Source organism: Fusobacterium sp., assembly GCF_032477075.1.
GTDB lineage: Bacteria > Fusobacteriota > Fusobacteriia > Fusobacteriales > Fusobacteriaceae > Fusobacterium_A.
On record NZ_JAWDXO010000036.1, the window covers coordinates 1 to 19,904 of the forward strand.

Genomic DNA, 19,904 nt, shown 5'->3' on the forward strand with positions numbered 1-19,904 from the left:
CTTATTCGATTAATATATCTAATATGAATCCAAAATAATTAATATTTTTTATTTTTTCAACAAATTTATCAAATTATAATTTCCTAAGAAATAAAAAAATGACTGATAAATAATTTTATTCAGTCATTAATTTATAACTTAAATTATTAAAAAATAGATTTAATTTCAGCAAGATTATATTTCTACTCATAAAATTTTTTCTTAAATATTCTAGTTATTAAAATATCTTTTACACTAACTTATTTCTTTACTTAACTTATCATTCTTCATATGATCTAAAAGGTGAATCTTTAGAAGGATAATTTTTTGGTTTCAAATAAAGGCCCATTTGTTTTTTTTCATAATTTAATTCTATAATAAATGAAATAATTAATAGTATAAGAACAAATGTAAATGGAAAAGCTATAATAATCAAAACATTTTGTAATGCATTCAAGCCACCTATTTTAAGCAATATTGTTGCAATGACAGATAATAGTATTCCCCAAACAATTTTTACTTCTTTGTGTGGATTCAAATTTCCATATTCAGACTGCATTGCAAGCACATAAGTTGCTGAATCTGCAGAAGTTATAAAAAATGAAAATACCAGTATAATTGAAATAATTGATAAAATGTTTCCTAGAGGATAATGTTCTAATGTAACAAATAATACTTTTTCAATAGGTAGTGTACTAATTTTTTCATTAATCTTATAAACTTCTGTAGAAGCAACTCCAAAAATGGAAAACCATAAAAATGAAAATATTGATGGAACACACAAAACATATATAAGAAATTCTTTTATAGTCCTTCCTTTAGAAATTCTAGCTATAAATATGCCTACAAATGGAGACCATGAAATCCACCATGACCAATATAATATAGTCCACTGCTGAATCCAAGCTTGCTCAGTTGGATTTCCAGGTGCTGTTCTTAAACTCATATGCAAAAAATTCTGTAAATATTCACCAAAAGAAGAAACCATCGTATTTAATATCTGGACTCTAGGTCCGACTAACATTAATGTCAACATTATTCCTATTGCTATAACAATATTAAGATTAGAAAGTAATTTTACTCCCTTCCCAATACCTGATAATGCAGAAAATAAAAATAATACAGTTGCAACAACAATAATAAGTAATTGAACAGAAAATGAATCAGAAATACCAAATAAATAATTTAATCCTCCACTTATTTGAATTGCCCCATATCCCAATGTTGTAGAAACTCCAATCATTGTTGCAAAAATAGTCATACTATCAAGAAATTTTCCAATAAATCCATCTGTCTTCTCTTTTAATATCGGTTTTAATGTTGCTGAGATCATTGTCTTTTCTTTTTTTCTAAATTGAAAATATGCTAATGACAGTGCTACAATAGCATAAATAGACCAAGCATGTATCCCATAATGAAAAAATGAATATTGAAAAGCATCTTTAAGAGCAGCTTTACTGTATAATTTAGCTTCTGGTGCTGATACAGCAAAGTGTGATAAAGGTTCTGCAGCTCCATAAAAAACCAATCCAATCCCCATTCCAGCAGAAAATAACATAGCTAGCCATGATAGTCTAGAATGTTCAGGTTTGGAAGTGGGGTCACCTAATTTTATTTTTCCAACAGGAGTAAAAATTATAAATACACATAAACATACAATTAAAGTAGTTATGGTAAGATAATACCACCCAAATCCATATCCTAAAGATATCCGAATATTTTTTGTAAATTGATTAAACTCATTTGGGATTAGTAATGCTAAGCCTATAAGCGTGAATGTTAATAGAATAGATATCCAAAATGTCAACCCTATTCTTTTTTGAAAATGCTTTATCATAAAATAATGAACCACTTTTAATAAACTGATTGTATCAAAAGTTAAAGTTCGTCTCCTTTCTTTCTTTTTTTATAGTTATCAATCCTATACTAAATTTTTAATAAAGAATAAGTCTATTCAATATTTAATAAAAAATGATATAATTTAAATAAAAAAGGGGGCTTAAATGGAAAAAATAATTGAAGAAAAACTAATAAACTCTATGATGAAAGTTCATACACTTTTAAAAAAAAGTTTTATAAATAAAAGAAAAGCTTCTTTTAAAGTGGAAGTTCCGCAATTCAAATATTCTGAATTACTCTATCAAAATGAGATTAAATTAGCTTTTGAATGCCTTAAATGGAATTATAGAGAATTACTAAGATATTTAAGAAAAGAAAACTATACTCCTTCATTAAAAATAGTACTCTTATATGAGCATGAAAAAAGTTTTCCAGTAGTTTTAAATATGACATTACCTGAATTTTTAGAAAGTGATTTGTTTGTAGGAAAAGAAATTTTAAACATAAAAAATGTTTAATAAAAAGACAAAGCTAACATACTGATTTAAAAAATTATAAATAAATTGTTAAGGATTATTTTTAGTTTTACTGAAAATAGTCCTAATTTTATAAATTTAAAATTTCCTTTGGATTATAACAATAAATCCACTAAAAGCTTCAAATATTCTCTAAAGTACATTTCACCTCCTTATTAGGTTTTTTAAAACAATTTTATATTTTTCCATAAAATTTTACTTTTTTAAATTAACTTTATAAACATACATGCTTTTATTATAACATATATTATATTTAAATTCAAAAATACAAATTTTGTTTACTTTTTCATTTACTGAAGAAAAAATTGATAAAAACCAAAAGATTTTATTTTTTATAACAACCATATTTAATAGTCCATACCATTAATATAATAAAATTTCTTGCAAAAATTTTCTTTCCATTCAATTTAATCCTTAAATATTCCAGTCCTTACCTTTATAAGTTAAATAATATATACTTTTCTACTTAGCTCTTTCCTTTATTATTTTAATCTTTTATCTAGTATGAAATATAAAAACAGTCTTTTATTTTTATATAAAAGACTGTTTCAATTCTTAAATTTTTAAAAATAGTTCTAAAAGCACAAGCTTCATGTTAATAGGATATCTCAACATCCCCTTTAAAGTAAGCCTTTTTTCCAAACCTTGCATGTCTCCCAATACATAGACTGTGTATTCTATGATTTTTCTGTACATCTCTTTATCTGAAGTCCCTCTCATTATTTCTTCTACAAAAAATATCTTTTCTTGAGGGGATATGTAATATTTTCCTTTAATAAAATCCCTAATACATTTATATATTCCTGTTTTATATTCAAGTTCTTTAGTTTCAGTATATTTCTTGAGAAAATTTCCTATATTTCCGTAAAATTCAGATTCGTTCAAATTAATTTTTGAATTTTTAAATCTTTTTATATCTTCACTATTTCCCATATAGAATGTATAGATAAAATCATCTACATCTAGTTCTTCAGCATTTCTTTTTTTTATTTTTACCAGTATACTTCTTGATTTTATTGTAGGAAGTATATTTAAGCTGTTGCTTAAAAGTATAAAAAAGCTTCCTTCATTAGGCTCTTCTATAAGTTTTAAAAGAGAATTTCCAGCTTCTTTTTTCATCTTTTGAATATCTTTTAATATAAATATTTTTTTCCCGCCTTCATATGAACTAGATGAAGATTTGTATGCAAGCTCTCTGACAGCATCTACTTTTATACCATTAGGATCATCTAATATTTCTAAATCACTATAAACAAGTTTATCTATCTTTCTGCATACATTGCAGGTATCACAAAAATCTCCTTCCAAAGTTTCACAACACAATCCTTTGGTAAAATAAAGAGCAAATTCCATAAGCTGATCAGTATCATTTCCGTAGAAAAGATAAGTTCCTGATTTTTTATTAGACTTTAATTCATTTCTAAAAAAAGTTTTAACTTCTTCATTAGAAACAATATCTTTTATCATTATCTTTCAGCCTTCTCTATTTTTCTAAGAATATTCAACTGATCAAGAGCCAACCCAGCACCTTTTACTACACTTTCAAGCGGATTATCAGCAAGTTTTACATTAAGGTTGGTAAATTTAGCTATCATTTCTGGGAAATTTCTGATAAGAGAACCTCCTCCAGCCATAACTATTCCTTTATCAACTATATCGGCTGCAAGTTCAGGCGGAGTTCTTTCAAGAACATATTTTACACAGTCTACGACTTCCATAAGGGAATCATTTATAGCTTCTCTTACTTCTTCTGAAGTTATTTCAACTGTTTTAGGAAGTCCTATAATCAGATCTCTACCTTTAATAGTCATTTTTTCTTCTTCTTCCAAAGGTAAAGCTGTTCCTATTCTTATTTTTATCTCTTCAGCTGTCTTATCTCCTATAAGAAGATTGTGAGTTTTCTTTACATATTTGATAATATCATTATCAAAATTATTTCCAGCTGTCCTTATTGTTTTACTTACTACTGTTCCTCCTAAAGAAATAACAGCCACATCAGTAGACCCTCCACCAATATCTATTATCATATTTCCTTCTGGTACAGATATATCAAGTCCTGATCCAAGAGCTGCTGCTCTTGCCTCTTCTATTAGATATGCTCTCTTTGCTCCAGCAGATATTGCTGCCTCAAGTACCGCTCTCTTTTCTACGCCTGTTACATCAATAGGAACACATATCATAATTTCAGGCATAATAAAGCTATATGAACCAAAAACTTTTTTTATAAAATATTTTATCATAGCCTCAGTAATATCATAATCTGCTATAACTCCTTCACTAAGAGGTTTTACAGCTACAATAGTATCTGGAGTTTTTCCAAGCATTTCTTTAGCTTCATTTCCTACTGCCAGTACTTTTCTGCTCTCTCTTTCCACTGCTACTACTGATGGTTCATTTAAAACTATTTTTTTGTGTTTTTTACTATAAACCAACGTATTTGCTGTTCCTAAATCTATTCCTATACTTCTGTTCAACCTAAAATTTGGGAATAATCTCATCTCTTTTCACCCTCTATACATTTTTTTATTGCTAATTCAATCAAATCTTCTCTTCCATCAATATAAAATCCAGCTATAAGTGCTTCAAAAGCTGTTGCTTCTTTATATTCTAAAATTGAGCATGATTTAGGAAATGTCTTTATATTTCCATTTTTTGCTCTATTACCTAGCATTTGATATTTTTCCTCTAATTGAAGAACTATTTCCTTGTACAATACACTCTGTTTTTTGGCATTGACACACTCCTTAACTCTTTTATTGAGATTCTGGAGATTCAGTCCCTTATTTATCCAATATTTTCTTATACAGAGTTCCCAGACAGCATCTCCAAGGTATGCCAGTACTACTCCACTTGTTTCTTTTAAATCTACATGTTCCATGTAGTTGTATCCTTTCCATCTTTGATTTTTATACCCATTTCTGCCAGTCTATCTCTAATTTTATCAGACATAGCCCAGTTTTTGTCAGCTCTTGCTTCCCTTCTTAGTTCAAGAATAAATTCAACAAGCTCAGAAGTCAGATTTCCAACTTCATTATCAAGCTTAAGTATAACACCCAAAACTTCCTGCATTATATTAACTACATAGTCTATAGTTTTTTCTACAGTTTCTTTTCCTTTTGCACTTAGTTTATCTCCTTCAAGAGCTTTATTTAATTCTTTAATAAGCTCAAATATAGCTCCAAGACCTTGTGCTGTATTGAAGTCATCATCCATAGCAGTTATAAATTTTTCACTTGATGATTTAAGTACTTCTGCAAGTTCAGTACAATCTGCTCCACCTTCTTTTGTATCAACTGCTAATGCATTTTTACCTCTCAGCAGAGCATTTTCTATTCTTTCTAATGATGACTTTGCCTGATTTAACTCATAGTTAGAAAAATCCATTGGTTTTCTATAATGAGCTCCAAGTATAAATAATCTTATTACTCTTCCTTCAAATTGTTCCAGTACTTGTCTAAGAAGCATAAATGTTCCTGATTTAGACATTTTTTCACCATTGATATTAATATATCCATTGTGCATCCAGTATCTAGCAAATTCTCCTCCACAAGAACATTTAGATTGTGCTATTTCATTTTCATGATGTGGGAATATCAAATCCTGTCCTCCACCATGTATATCAAATGTATCCCCTAAATATTTATGTGACATTGCTGAACACTCAATATGCCAACCTGGTCTTCCCTTACCCCAAGGAGAATCCCAATTTGGTTCTTCTTCTTTTGCAACTTTCCAAAGAGCAAAATCTACAGGAGATTTTTTTATATCAGAAACTTCTATTCTTGCACCACTTTTAAGGTCATCCACATTTTGTTTAGAAAGAGCTCCATATCCCTCTTTATACTTTTCTACATTGAAGTACACATCTCCTTCTGCTTCATAAGCATATCCTTTTTCTATAAGATTCTGAATTATTTCTATCATATCTCCAATATGTTCAGTTGCCTTAGGTCTTATCATTCCAGCTTCTTTAAGGTTTACTTTTGAAGTATCCTCAAAATATGCCTTTATGTATTTTTCAGCTATATCCTTAAGAGAAACTCCTTCTTCATTGGCTCTTCTTATCATTTTATCATCTACATCTGTAAAGTTTTGTACATATTTTACCTTATATCCTCTATATTCAAAATATCTTCTCACTGTATCAAAGAATATAGCTGGTCTTGCATTTCCTATGTGAATATAATTATATACAGTAGGTCCACAGACGTACATTGAGACTTCTCCTTCTTTTACAGGTTTGAATTCGTCAATTTTTCCACTGAGGGTGTTATATATTTTTATCATTTTATCCTCCTTAATAGCTCACCCATATTTTTAGAATCAGCTTCTACTTCAAAAATTATTTCATTGCCAATTCCTGATATGTTCAAATCTATTCCTTTCAGTTCTTCTATACCAAAATTACTGTAAATATCCAAAGAACCATATAGAAATTGTCCTCTCACTAATGTTGCTGGAAAAGTATTTTCCACAAAGTTATCTTTTCCATAAATAAGTATATTTTCATCTTTAAAAAATAATTTTACTCTATTTGAAATACGATATCCATCTTCTGTTTTAAACATACCTAAAGCTTTTCTTATTTTTTCTCCATCCTTTAAAGGTATCACCATAGCTGCATTTTTGCTGTCAACTATTATTTCCCCATCAATTTCTTTGAGAAGTTCTGATGGTTTTGTTCCTATAAATCCCTGCCACATAGCAAGTATTAAATCTTTATTGCTTCCAAGTGTATATGAATTAAAAATTAGTTTTTCAAGTTTTGAAAAATCTTTCATTGAAAGATATAAAGTATTCTTTCCAGCATATTTCAATAATTTTCTTTCTTCTGGCTGATCATTGAATGCAGTAAATACATTTTTGTCTCCAATAATCTCTCCTTGCAGTTTTACTATATTTTTATCTACAGTTCCAGTAAGAGATATCGCCTCTATCCCTAAATCCTTATTTTTTGTATTATTATAGACAAGAACTCCAAGAATATTGTCTCTGGTTTCATCTATTATATTTTCTATTTTAGCATTATAAGTTCCTTTTTTGTTAATTATTTTTTTCAAAACTGATTTATTTTCAGAAAAAATTATTAAACCTCTATGAAAACACATATATATATCCTTTTTAAGACCATATTTTTCCATATATTTGCTTTTCAGTTTATAGAATTCTCCATCTTTATGAAAATATTTTACACTGTCTTTTAAAATAAAGAAATACCAATATCCAGTGTCTACAACCACTGATGTTTTTAATTCTTTATTATAAAAATCAGAATCAGAAAAAGCATATACTTTTGAAATATATTTTTTTATTTTTTCAAATTTTTCATAATCTGCTTCTTTCCCAGCTGCACTTATCAAAGGTATTATTTCTTTAAAATCTTTATCTGCTATTCCTTCATTTGCATATATTATTTTTGTATCTTCTGCTATAAATTCCCTTGGAGATACTTTATATCCAAATCTATATCCCACCAAAAAACCAACAAAAATAATTACAATAAAAAGCAATATATATCTTTTTTTCATAATCTATTCTCCTTATTCAAATCTATTTTTTTGTATTCTTTTTAATTCTCTGACAGTTAAGTCTATTTTTTCTGCTTTAAATACAGGAGCACTTATTCTAGCCCTTCTTATACAACAGGAATCAACAGAACAACATAAAGTCTCCTCTTTAAAGTAACCAGCTTCTTTTACCACTTCACCACATGGATCTATTATCACAGAGTTTCCAAAAAATGTCACTCCATCTTCTACTCCTGATCTGTTAGTCATTATATTAAATACTCCGTTAGATATAGAACTGCTTTTTAATAAAGTTTTCCATGTTGATGATACTGAGGATTTATTTACTCCTAGTCTTGCTGGAGCATTAGCTATAGAAAATATGTACTTAGCCCCATCTTGTGAAAGAATATAATGAGCTGATTGATGCCATGCATCTTCACATATAAGCATTCCCATTCTTCCAAATTTTGTATCAAATGCTCTTATTTTTTCTCCATTTCCAAAATATCTTCCTTCAAAAAACATTCCATAATCAGGAAGATATACTTTTCTATGTTTGTGTATAATTTTCCCATCTTCAAGATAGTAGGCTGTATTATAGGGATATTCCTCTTCTCCCATCTCTGCCATACCAAATATTATACTTATCTCATTACTTTTTTCCAACAATATATCTGGAACATTCTTCATAGCAGTTTCAAAAACTATATCTTCCAGCATATATCCATTTAATGCCAGTTCAGGAAAAATTATAATATCATCTCCTGCTTTTATACCTTTTTCAATTAACTCTACCATTTTCAATAAATTCTTTTCTGTATCTCCCAATACAGGTTTCATTTGTTCTATACGAATATTCATAACTCCCCCTATTTAAGAGATAACAAATCTTCTAATGTAGTTATCTTTATATTATCGTAATCTCCTATAATAATTTTTACTTTTTCTCCTGCTCTCTCTACAAGAGAAGAATCATCTGTTCCAAGAAATTTTTCATCTTCTGCTATTTTATATGCCTTCTTTAGTATATCACCTCTAAATGTCTGTGGTGTATGAACAGCTATAAGCCCTGCTCTATTTGGAGTAGCAAGTATTTCTCCATCTAATCCTACTACCTTTATTGTATCCTTTACAGCTACTCCTATTACTGCTCCAGCAAGTGTTTTATCATTATCAAGTGCTGCACAAGTCATTTCTATATATTTTTCTTTCATAAAAGGTCTCACTCCATCTTGTACTAATATATAAGTGCTTCCTTCATCTTCTTTTAAAGCATTATAAATGGAGTCTTGTCTCTCTTTTCCACCAGCAAGAACTTTTTTAACTTTTTTTATACTATATTTATTGCATTGTTTTTTTACTAAGTCAATATTATTTTCATTAGTTACAATAATTATTTCGTCTATTAAAGAAGATTTTTCTGCTGTCTCCAAAGGAAAAATAAACAGTGGTTTTCCATTATACTCAAAAAACTGTTTTGGATAATCCAATCCAATCCTTTTTCCAATTCCAGCAGCAGCCAATATAAGAGTTATTTTCTTTTTTTCTATTTCAGAGTCACTACTGTACATCCTAATCCTCCCTCTCCATGTCCTCCAATTCTATATTCCTTTACATAAGGACATTTTTTCAGGTAATTAAGTATCCCCTCTCTAAGTGCTCCAGTACCTTTTCCATGTATTACATAAACTTCATTATATGAGTTCATAACAGCTCTATCCAGATATGTTTCAAGTTCATAAACTGCCTCATCTACCATTTTCCCTCTTAAATCTATTTCGCTTCTTACAGCTGTTTTCTTGTGTGAAAATGAATTATACACTTTCTGTTTCTTTTCTTCTACTACTTTTACATCATCCAATGATACTTCCAATTTTAGTATTCCTGCCTGTACCTGTACTGTCTCTTTAGAAGTATTTATCTTAAGTACATTTGCAAACTGATTAAGACTGTTAACAAATACTCTTTCTCCAACTTTAAAATCAACTTTTCTTGCAACTTTTGGTTTTTCTGCAACAGTCTTACTTTTATCATCTTGTAGAGCAGATCTAAGCATATTCAAACTTTTTTGAACATTTTTAATGTCTTCTTTTTTGTTATCTTCTTTTTGTATTTTCTCTACTAAGGCTGCTGCTTTAGACTGCATCTCTTTCATCATTTTATCTGCTTTTTCATAGGCTTCTTTCAATATGTCATTTTTTTCTTTTTCCAAAACTCTGAGTTTTTCTTCAAAAGCCTCTTTATCTCTTTGAGCAGCTTCTTTCAGAAATTCTACCTGTTTTTTCATAATATCAAGTTCATCAGCTTTATCTTTAATATTGCTTATCATTTTTTCTATTTTTTTATTATCATCACTTATATAGCTTTTTGCCTTGTTGATTACCTCTTCAGATACTCCAAGTCTTCTGGCAATAGTAAGTGCATTACTTTCTCCTGGAATCCCTATTAAAAGTCTATATGTAGGAGAAAGAGTCTCTACATTGAATTCCATTGATGCTGTTTCTATTCCCTCTTCATTATATCCATGAGCTTTAACTTCGCTGTAATGGGTAGTTATTATTGATTTACATTTTTTATCTTTCAGATAATCTATAACCGCCATAGCAAAAGCTGACCCTTCAGCAGGGTCTGTTCCTGATCCTAATTCATCCAACAATACTAGAGAAGCTCTTGTAACATTTTCAAGTATCTCCTGAACATTTTTTAAATGAGCAGAGAATGAAGATAATGACTGTTCTATACTCTGTTCATCACCTATGTCAGCATAAACTCCTGTAAAAAATCCAATACTTGAATGTTCATGTGCTGGAATAGGTATTCCGCTTAAAGCCATCAATGTCAAAAGTCCAGCTGTTTTCAACGCAACTGTTTTTCCACCTGTATTTGGCCCTGTAATAAGAAGAGTATTATAATCCCTTCCTATTTCAAATGTAAGAGGAACAACTGATGAAACGGGTATAAATGGATGTCTTGCCTCTACTAAAGTTAAAATTTCTCTGTTATTTATATTAGGTACTATACACTTTTTTTCTATCCCATACATAGCTCTGGCATTGAGTATATCCAGAGTAATAACAGCTTCTCCTACTCTATCTATGTCATCTTTGCTGTTTCTTATATAATCAGTTATTCTAAGGAGTATTTTTCTTATTTCTTCTTTTTCTCTTATCTCTAATTCTCTATTCTTATTATTTAGAGCTACTATTGACAAAGGTTCAATAAATACTGTCTGTCCACTTGATGATCTATCATGTTCAATTCCTTTTATCTGTCCTTTAAAGTCTGCTTTCACAGGAACTACACTTCTTCCATCTCTTTCAGTAATTATTTTTTCCTGAAATACTTTGGCAAATTGAGGTTCATTGAAAAGCTCATCAAATTTTCTTTTGATGTTCATTGCAAGAGTTTTTTTATGTATTCTGATATCTCTTAAATCAAGAGAAGCATCATCTTTAATCTCTTTATTATTATCAATAGCTTTATTAATAATATCTTCTACTCCTCTTAAAATAGGCACATCATTAAATTTATCTCTTAAATCTCTATACTTATTCAGATCATCCAGCCTATTTTTAAATACTCTGAAAAGTCTTAAATTATGATTGATATCCCATAAATCTTCCACATCTAAATATGTTCCTATCAACTGTGATTTTTTTGTCATTTTACAAATATCTTTCATCCCAGCAGTTTCCAATCCACCATCAAATTTCAAAAAATCTGTAAAGTCTCTCAATATATCCAGATCTCTATTTAAAGAGCTAAAATCTTTGAAAGGTTCAAGCCCCAATATTTTATAATGGTTCTCTTCTATAGCACTATAATTTGAAATTTCTTCTCTTAATTTATCAAATTCCAAAACTGTATAACTATGTCTATTCATTTTTACCACCTTGTTATATATTTACGTTCATTTTATTATATCACAAATCTCTATTTTTCTTAAAGAAAGTTGAAGAAATTTAAAAAAAACTTGATATTTTCTTTATTTAATGATACAATTATTTGCAATTGTGTGTTCAATTGCAATCAGGAAAGAGGTGACAAAGATGCAAAGATGTGAAATCACAGGAACTGGAATTATCAGTGGTAACCAAATTTCTCACTCTCATAGACTTACTAGAAGAGTATGGAAACCAAATTTACAAGTTACTACTATCGTTGTAAACGGATCTCCAGTTAAAGTTAAAGTTTGTTCAAGAACTTTAAAAACTTTAAGAGGTGCCAGCGAAGTTGAAGTAATGAATATTTTAAAATCTAATGCTTCTACTTTAAGTGCTAGACTTGCTAAATTCTTAAGCAAATAGTCTTTTAATAATGGCAATCTTTAATAAAAAAAGACAGCTTAAAAAAAGCATGTCTTTTTTTTATATCTTTTTATTTTAATCCTGACAAATCTCAGCAACAGAAAACAGGAAATTATTTTTCTTTTAATATATACTTTAATCAAGGAAGGAGATGTATTATGGATTGGATATTTTATCTGCAAAATGCTATTGATTATATAGAAGACAATATTCTTGAAACCATTGATTACAATGATGTAGCTGAGCATATTGGTTTTTCTAATTTTCATTTTCACAGAACTTTTGCACTTCTTACAGGAATAACAGCAAATGAGTATATCAAAAAAAGAAGATTATCCATGGCTGGAGAAGAGCTTTCTATGTCTAATGCTAAAATTATTGATATTGCATTTAAATATGGGTATGAAACTCCAGAAAGTTTTTCAAAAGCATTCAGTCGTTTTCATGGCTTCAATCCAAGTGAAGCTAAAAAATCTGGAACATCTCTAAAGAAATTCTCTCGTTTTTCTATTAAAGTAAAAATTGAAGGAGGAAAAATTATGGATTACAAGATTGAAGAAAAAGGTATAATGAGATTTTTAACTGCATCTAAAAGCTTTTTAAATGAGATAATAAATGAGAAAGAAAATAGAGATATTTCTAATTTCTGGACTGAATGTTTTAACAATGGAACTATTGATACTCTTAAAAAAAATTCGATTGATAAAGGTTTTTATGGAGTGTGCCTTCCTGTATCTAAAGAATGCGACAGCTTTAAATATGGTATTGGAGTAATCAACAATGATACTAACAACACAGCAGAAGGATTTGAAATCTGGACAGTCAATCCATCTATGTGGGCTGTTTTTAAATGTATTGGCAGTGATGGGCAATGTATATCTGATATGTGGGAGAGAATATTCAGTGAGTTTTTACCCACTTCTCCCTATAAAATGACTGAACAAGCAGACTTAGAATATTACTATGAAAATGATGAAAATATATTTTGTGAACTATGGATACCTGTTGAAAGAAAATAATTATATAATATAAAAAATGAGAATAGCTAAGTTTTAATAAATTTAGTATTCTCATTTTCTTTTAATTTAGAAATTAAATTTATATCCAACTGAAAATATTATCATCGAACAATTTAAATAACCTTTAATTCTATCAATATAGCTGATTATATTTCTTAATTTTTCTTATTTCTCAACTATTTTCTATTCTTCTACATCTGGAACTTTTGTCTTGATTATAAATGTTCCTACTATCATTCCTACTATTGATGGCACAAGCCATGCAAATCCATATTCAGATAAAGGCATTTTACTTAAAATTATTTTAAATACAGAAATATTCAATCCTCCTTTTATTAAAGTTTCCATAAGACTAAAAAGAAATGCCATTAATACTCCTCCCTTAAAAGGTCCATCATTAGGGAGAATTTTTTTTATTAAACCTAAAAAAGTTATTATTATACATATTGGATAAATTACAGCAAACATAAAAGAAGCATATCCTACAATTCTATTAACACCAAGAATTCCTAAAGCTCCACCAACTATACATACAACTATAAGCCATTTTGAATATTTTATTTTTCCTCTTGTAAATTCTTCAACAAATTCTCCTGCAATAGTAGCTATTCCTACCCCAGTAGTCAAACAAGCAAGCATAACAATGATTGCCAGAACTCCTGAACCTGCTTTTCCAAGAAGTTGTTCTACAAGAACTATCAGCATTGTTGCCATAGACATATCTGAAGTTACAAATTCATGTCCTGTTGCCCCTAGATATAATAATCCTATATAGATAACTGTTAAACCTACAATAGCAACCAAAGCTGTAATGTATATTCCTATATTCACTTGTTCCTTCTTTATTTCTCCATCTTTTAAAGCATTGAAAAATAATGCTGCACACATCAAACCTAAAGTTAAATCACCAGTATTGTATCCAGTTATAAGAGCATCTACAAAAGGTTTTTTTATTCCTGCAGGTATTGGTGTTCCTATTGGTTTAATAACTGCTGCTACAACTATTATAAGTAATGCAATCAAAAGTACTGGTGTTAAATATTTTCCAATTTTATCTACTACTGAATTAGCATCTCTGGCTATAAAGAATACAATTATAAAAAATACAAATATTGTTACTGATATTGGTACCTTGTCAGTTAGTGCTTTAATTCCCATTTCATGTGTTGTTGCTGCTAGTTTTGGCATAGTTGAAGTCATTGCAATCATCAAAACCATTATCAAATAAAAAAAATTATAAAACCAAGGTGCAATAGGATTTAAAACATTTTTAACATTTCCTCCAGAATTATTGACTGCAATTACAGCAATTACTGGAAGCAATATCCCTGAACAGAATAATCCAAAGGCCCCTGACATCCATGCTGTTCCACTAGCAAATCCTATTCCAGGTGGAAAAATTAAATTCCCTGCTCCAAAAAAAGTTGAAAAAAGAGCAAATCCAACTATTATTCCTTTCTTAATCACTTTGCTATCCATAAATTTTCCCTCTCCTTTTTTATTTATTTTATATTTTAATTTTTCTTATATACTATTCTTCCATTAACCATTGTAAAACTTACTTTTACATCTTTTATCTCATCTTCTGGAATAATATAAATATTTCTTTCAAGTCCTACTATATCTGCATGTTTGCCAATTTCCAATGTTCCTTTTATATTTTCTTCAAATGATTGATAGGCAGCATTTACTGTAAACAATCTCACTGCTTCATCTATAGTTAATTTTTGTGATGGCATCCATCCATCTTCAGGAAACCCTTTTATATTCTTGCTTGTTACTGCAAAATAAATATTTTCTAAAATATTAAAGCTCACTACTGGTGCATCTGACCCTCCTGAAATATGTAATCCTTCATCTAGCATTGTTTTCCATGCATATGATGAAAAAGTTCTTTCTTTTCCTAATCTTTCTTCTGCTATCTCCATATCAGTATCTATAAAAACTGGCTGTATATAAGCTGTTATATTTCCCTTTACCATTTTATCAATTATTCTCTTGTTTGTTATCTGTGCATGAACTATTCCATCTCTCATAGGATTTGAAAGATTATCCTTATTTACTTCGTTCAAAATGTCAGCTGCTATTTCTATAGCTCCATCACCTATTCCATGTACTGCTATCTGCATATTATTTTCTTTAGCTTTTTTGAAAAACTTTCTCAATTGGTTTTCATCTAAAATCTGTATTCCACGAGTTTCAGAATCATCTGAATAAGGTTCATTCATATAAGCAGTACGAGCCCCTAGTGACCCATCTGAAATAACTTTTAAAGGACCTATTTTAAAATATTCTCCTCCTTGTCCTGTTCTATAGCCTTTTGCTATAAATTCTTCAAAATTTTTATAAATAAAAAACATACATTGTTCATAAGTTCTAACTTTCAGTTTTCCTTCTTTTTCAAGTTCAGTGTAAGCTGTTATCACTTTTTCCCAATCTTCCTCTGGAACTGCTGAAAAGTAATCAGCACTATGTACTTGTGTTATTCCTTCCTTAAGAAAATCTTCCTGTGCTGAAAGTATCATTTCTTTAATATATTCAATAGTTGGTTTTGCTAAAGTCTTTCTATAAACTGTAATTGAAGATTCTCTTAAAATTCCCTTTTCAGTATCTATATATTCCATAGCTTCTTCTGTGATTTCATTTTCTAATATTAATTCCATAGCTTTAGAATTCACTACAGCAACGTGAGCACACACTCTCAATAAAATTATAGGATATTCAGCAGATATTTTATCCAGATCCTCTTTATAAATAAAATCATTTCCATCTTTAAATTCTGATTGATTCCAACCCCAACCTATAAGCCAATCCTGGCATAATCCATTTTTTTTATAATGTTCTCTGCTTCTTTTGATAACCTCATCAACTGAATCTGAACCATTAAGCTTTATGAATTTTTTTGTTTCTGCATAATCTAAAGCATGAAGGTGTGTATCCACAAACCCAGGCAGAACTAATTTACCTTTCATATCAATTTTTTCTTTGACATTTATTTTTTGAATCTCCTTATCTTTTCCAAGAAAAGATATTTTTCCATCTTTTATCCCCACTGCTTCATAAATGGAATTATTCTTATCCATTGAATGAAATTCTCCATTATACAATAACGTGTCTATAATCATTTTATACCCTCCTTAAATTTCAATATTTTAATTAAAAGCAATTTTTATGCCAATAATTCTATTAATCTAATTTTATCTAAAATATATAATCTTTATCTTTTTATTTTTTTTATTCATTAAAGAAATTATATAAAATTTTACTTTTTTGTAAAAAATATTTTACAAAACTATTTTAAATATGTTAAAGTAACTCAAGGAGGGGAATAAAATGCTTGAAAACTATATTGAATTAATAAAAATGATAGATAATTCTTTTGATGGAATAATGGTTGTAGATGAAAATTTGATAATAAAATATTGTAAATATTTTTCTGCCTCTGGTTTGGGAAGTGTTGATGTAAAAACAGCTATTGGAAAAACTCCCTTTGATATTTTTGCTAATATTACAGAAGAAACTTCTACTTTCTACAGAGCAGTAAAATATGGGGAAACTTGTCTTAATAATACTCAAGTAATTCTTTACAGTAACGGAAAAAAAGAACCAATAGTTGACAGTACAATTCCCATCATTGTAAATGGTAAAATTATAGGAGCTGTAAATACAGTACGATTTGTCAGCAACTTTAAAAAGAATAACTTTACAAATCATTCAAATATAATAGCACCATGCTTTAATGATCTTTATGCAATTGATGATATAATAGGCACTTCTGATGAAATACTTTCTTTGAAAAATAAGATTGCTAAAGTTTCAAAAACAGATTCAAATGTATTTATTTATGGAGAAACTGGAACAGGAAAAGAGATGGTAGCTCAGTCTATTCATAGCAACAGTGATAGAAAGAATAAAATATTTATTTCACAAAATTGTGCTGCTATTCCTGATAATCTTTTGGAAAGTATTCTCTTTGGAACTACAAAGGGAAGCTATACAGATGCAATTAATAGACCTGGCATTTTTGAAATGGCACATGGTGGAACAATTTTCCTTGATGAAATAAATTCTATGAACCTCAATATGCAGGCAAAGCTTTTGAGAATAATAGAAGATAAAAAAATAACAAGAATAGGTGGAGTAGAAACAAAAGAGGTTGATGTCCGTATTATTGCTGCTATTAATGAAGCTCCTGAAATTTGTCTAGCTGAAAAGAGAATTCGTCCAGATCTTTTTTATAGATTATCCAGTGTACAGATAAAAACACCTTCATTAGCTGAAAGAAATGAAGATATTAAAAATCTTGCTCAATTTTTTATTGAGTTTTATAATAAAAAAATGAATAAAGATATTAAAAATATTTCAAAAGATGTCTTAAAAATTTTCTATAACTATACATGGCCTGGAAATGTAAGAGAGCTAAAAAATGTTATTGAAACTGCATTTAATTTTTCTATTTCTAAAACTGTTGAACTTGATGATATCCCAGAATATATAAAAAATCAAAAAAAAGAAAACGATCTTTTTAAAAGTTATCATTCTAATAATGAACTTTTATATGAAAATTCTTCTCTCAGTACAGCACTTGAAAGCTTTGAAAAAAATTATATATTGAAAGCTTCAAAAAATACTCTATCTTTTTCAAAATTGGCAGATACTCTCAAAATATCAAAACAGCTCCTAAATCATAAAATTAAGAAATATGATTTAAGAAAATATATTAATTATTAATAATCAAAAGAGGATAACTTCTAGGAACTTAGTTAAGCCTTTTAATTATCCTCTTTGTTTTAATCAATATATCATTAAAAATTAGATTTATATCCAATTTATAATAGGACTTATTTGTATCATACTAAAAATAGATATTATATAGTTTTAAAAGCCTACATTTATTTTATATTTACATCCTTTAAAGATTTTTTAAACAAAATAAAAAATCAAAAAAGAAAAAGGCTGAACTTTATATGTCCAGCCTGTGAGAAACTATTTTTCAATTCTTGTATAAGGAATTAAAGCAATGTTTCTAGCTCTTTTGATAGCTTTAGCTATTCTTCTTTGTAACTTAGCATTAGCACCAGTTACTCTAGAAGGATTGATTTTTCCTTTATCAGATACAAATCTTTTTAAAAGGTCTACATTTTTATAATCAATTTCTTCAGCTTTAACTCTTAATTTAGCTCTTCTTCTTCTGAATTCTGCCATTTTTATAACCTCCTCTTGATTTTACTAAATTCTAAAATAATTAGTCTTGCTTAACAATGATGTATCTCATTACTTCTTCAGTAATGTTAAGCTTTCCTTCAACTGCTGATAATTGAGTTCCATCAATATCAAAAGTTGCTAGTATATAGAATCCAGTTTTTTTCTTATCAATAGGATAAGCTAATTTTTTTTCTCCCCATTTTTCACTTTTAGCTACTGTAGCTCCAGCTGCAGTTAAAATTCCTGTTACTTTTTCAACTACTGCGTCTCTACCCTCTTCTAAAATTGTTGGGTTGATAATGTACATAATTTCATATTTTTTCATTTTTTAACCTCCTCCCTATGGTTTTAGCCCAAAACACATTGATTTTGAGCAGGGCACTAAATACTATATCATCTTTTAATGATTTTTTCAAGTATTTATTTGCTACTTTTTAGAACTTCTTATCCAAGGTGGAAGATCAAGTTCAGATCTTTTTACATCTGCTTCTTCAGGAGTAACAACTGTTACAGGTTTTTTAGCATCTACATTAATAAATGGTTCACTTTTCTCCTGTTCATTTACAAAATTATTAGCTATTATAGTGACTTGTACTCTATCTCCAACTTCTGGATCAATAACAAGTCCAAACATTACATCATCAGCAGTTTTTCCAGCTGCATCTCTAATCATGTCAGAAATAGTCTGAGCTTCCATAAGAGTTATATCTGGTGCTCCAGTTATATTAATAAGTATTTTGCTTGCTCCAAGTATAGATTTTTCAAGTAATGGAGACAATAAAGCTTTTTCAGTAGCTTTTACAGCTCTGTTTTCTCCTTCTCCTTCTCCAAACCCAAGTACAGCTACACCAGAATTCATCATTGTTGCTTTAATATCAGCAAAGTCCAGATTAATAAGTCCATTACCAATCATAAGATCTGCAACTCCTCTAATACCTATTTTTAAAATATTGTTTGCTTCTTTGAATGCATTTTGTAAAGTTATTGTTTTATCTGGTAATTCAAAAAGTTTGTCATTTGGTATTATTACTAAAGCATCTACAGCTTTTTTTAGGTTTTCAACCCCTATGTCAGCATTGTTTTTTCTTTTCTTTCCTTCAAATGAGAATGGTCTTGTTACAACAGCTACAGTTAATACCCCAAGTTCTTTTGCTACTTTAGCAATTACTGGTGCAGCTCCTGTTCCAGTTCCTCCTCCCATTCCTGCTGTTATAAAAAGCATATCTGTTTCTTCTAAAAGATTTTTGATTTTTTCTACATCTTCTTCAGCTGCCTGTCTTCCTATTTCAGGGTCAGCTCCAGCTCCAAGTCCTCTTGTTAATTTTTCTCCAAGTTGGATTCTTATGTCAGCCAAAGATTTATTTAAATCTTGGGCATCTGTGTTAGCAGCAATATATTCTACGCCTCCTACTCCAGATTCAATCATATCATTGATTGCATTTCCTCCAGCTCCTCCAGCTCCTAATACTTTTATCTTAACTAAATCTTGATCTATCAACATAAATACCC

General features: G+C 29.1%; 18 protein-coding genes. 4 read left to right on the forward strand and 14 right to left on the reverse strand.

Translation table 11 applies throughout. The features are described 5' to 3' along the window. Positions 1-259: 259 nt before the first annotated feature. Positions 260-1,816 (reverse strand): BCCT family transporter, encoded by a 1,557-nt coding sequence (locus E6771_RS12840; RefSeq protein WP_316091740.1) that lies wholly within the window; start codon positions 1,814-1,816, stop codon positions 260-262. 166 nt (positions 1,817-1,982) lie between these two features. On the opposite strand from E6771_RS12840, the gene E6771_RS12845 reads away from it, so the two are divergent. After that, a complete protein-coding gene (locus E6771_RS12845; protein WP_316091741.1) occupies positions 1,983-2,336 on the forward strand; it encodes a hypothetical protein in 354 nt (117 codons plus the stop codon). Between the two features lie 573 nt (positions 2,337-2,909). Here E6771_RS12845 and E6771_RS12850 read toward each other — a convergent pair. Genes E6771_RS12850 through E6771_RS12885 form a run of 8 tightly spaced genes read right to left on the reverse strand, consistent with a single transcriptional unit; the run spans position 2,910 to position 11,747 of the window. Next, positions 2,910-3,821, reverse strand: a complete 912-nt coding sequence (locus tag E6771_RS12850) for an ATPase (protein WP_316091742.1) — start codon at positions 3,819-3,821, stop codon at positions 2,910-2,912. Then, complete coding sequence (locus E6771_RS12855; protein ID WP_316091743.1) at positions 3,821-4,852, reverse strand: rod shape-determining protein; 1,032 nt, start codon at positions 4,850-4,852, stop codon at positions 3,821-3,823. The genes E6771_RS12850 and E6771_RS12855 overlap by 1 nt, the downstream gene beginning before the upstream one ends. Then, positions 4,849-5,232 carry a ribonuclease III domain-containing protein gene (locus tag E6771_RS12860; protein ID WP_316091744.1) on the reverse strand — a complete coding sequence of 128 codons (384 nt, stop codon included), beginning with the start codon at positions 5,230-5,232 and terminating at the stop codon, positions 4,849-4,851. The genes E6771_RS12855 and E6771_RS12860 overlap by 4 nt, the downstream gene beginning before the upstream one ends. Continuing rightward, complete coding sequence (cysS, locus tag E6771_RS12865; RefSeq protein WP_316091745.1) at positions 5,220-6,641, reverse strand: cysteine--tRNA ligase; 1,422 nt, start codon at positions 6,639-6,641, stop codon at positions 5,220-5,222. The genes E6771_RS12860 and cysS overlap by 13 nt, the downstream gene beginning before the upstream one ends. Then, positions 6,638-7,882 (reverse strand): hypothetical protein, encoded by a 1,245-nt coding sequence (locus E6771_RS12870; protein WP_316091746.1) that lies wholly within the window; start codon positions 7,880-7,882, stop codon positions 6,638-6,640. Before E6771_RS12870 ends, cysS begins: the two co-directional genes overlap by 4 nt. 12 nt (positions 7,883-7,894) lie before the next feature. Beyond that, positions 7,895-8,725 (reverse strand): nitrilase-related carbon-nitrogen hydrolase, encoded by an 831-nt coding sequence (locus tag E6771_RS12875; RefSeq protein WP_316091747.1) that lies wholly within the window; start codon positions 8,723-8,725, stop codon positions 7,895-7,897. Between the two features lie 8 nt (positions 8,726-8,733). Beyond that, positions 8,734-9,435 (reverse strand): 2-C-methyl-D-erythritol 4-phosphate cytidylyltransferase, encoded by a 702-nt coding sequence (gene ispD, locus E6771_RS12880; protein ID WP_316091748.1) that lies wholly within the window; start codon positions 9,433-9,435, stop codon positions 8,734-8,736. Then, the gene (locus E6771_RS12885; protein WP_316091749.1) at positions 9,411-11,747 is read right to left on the reverse strand and encodes an endonuclease MutS2; all 2,337 of its coding nucleotides are present in this window, start codon (positions 11,745-11,747) and stop codon (positions 9,411-9,413) included. The genes ispD and E6771_RS12885 overlap by 25 nt, the downstream gene beginning before the upstream one ends. Positions 11,748-11,913: 166 nt before the next feature. On the opposite strand from E6771_RS12885, the gene rpmB reads away from it, so the two are divergent. Further along, positions 11,914-12,171 carry a 50S ribosomal protein L28 gene (gene rpmB / locus E6771_RS12890; protein ID WP_316091750.1) on the forward strand — a complete coding sequence of 86 codons (258 nt, stop codon included), beginning with the start codon at positions 11,914-11,916 and terminating at the stop codon, positions 12,169-12,171. Positions 12,172-12,329: 158 nt separating this feature from the next. Further along, entirely contained in the window at positions 12,330-13,190 is an 861-nt protein-coding gene (locus E6771_RS12895; protein WP_316091751.1) for an effector binding domain-containing protein, read from the forward strand. A 183-nt stretch (positions 13,191-13,373) separates the two neighbouring features. On the opposite strand, the gene brnQ is transcribed toward E6771_RS12895, so the two are convergent. Both brnQ and E6771_RS12905 read right to left on the reverse strand, forming a co-directional pair. Then, on the reverse strand, positions 13,374-14,669 hold the full coding sequence (gene brnQ / locus E6771_RS12900; protein WP_316091752.1) for a branched-chain amino acid transport system II carrier protein: 1,296 nt from the start codon (positions 14,667-14,669) through the stop codon (positions 13,374-13,376). A gap of 35 nt (positions 14,670-14,704) precedes the next feature. Then, positions 14,705-16,315 carry an amidohydrolase gene (locus E6771_RS12905; RefSeq protein WP_316091753.1) on the reverse strand — a complete coding sequence of 537 codons (1,611 nt, stop codon included), beginning with the start codon at positions 16,313-16,315 and terminating at the stop codon, positions 14,705-14,707. Positions 16,316-16,523: 208 nt separating this feature from the next. Here E6771_RS12905 and E6771_RS12910 point away from each other — a divergent pair, with 208 nt between their 5' ends. Next, the gene (locus E6771_RS12910; RefSeq protein WP_316091754.1) at positions 16,524-17,921 is read left to right on the forward strand and encodes a sigma-54 interaction domain-containing protein; all 1,398 of its coding nucleotides are present in this window, start codon (positions 16,524-16,526) and stop codon (positions 17,919-17,921) included. Positions 17,922-18,176: 255 nt separating this feature from the next. Here the strand turns inward: E6771_RS12910 and rpsR are convergent, their stop codons facing one another. The 3 genes from rpsR to ftsZ all read right to left on the reverse strand — a co-directional run bounded on the left by rpsR (position 18,177) and on the right by ftsZ (position 19,896). Beyond that, complete coding sequence (gene rpsR, locus E6771_RS12915; RefSeq protein WP_005950253.1) at positions 18,177-18,395, reverse strand: 30S ribosomal protein S18; 219 nt, start codon at positions 18,393-18,395, stop codon at positions 18,177-18,179. A 40-nt stretch (positions 18,396-18,435) separates the two neighbouring features. Then, a complete protein-coding gene (gene rpsF / locus E6771_RS12920; protein WP_316091755.1) occupies positions 18,436-18,720 on the reverse strand; it encodes a 30S ribosomal protein S6 in 285 nt (94 codons plus the stop codon). A gap of 102 nt (positions 18,721-18,822) precedes the next feature. Next, a complete protein-coding gene (ftsZ, locus tag E6771_RS12925) occupies positions 18,823-19,896 on the reverse strand; it encodes a cell division protein FtsZ (RefSeq protein WP_005982369.1) in 1,074 nt (357 codons plus the stop codon). Positions 19,897-19,904 lie beyond the last annotated feature (8 nt).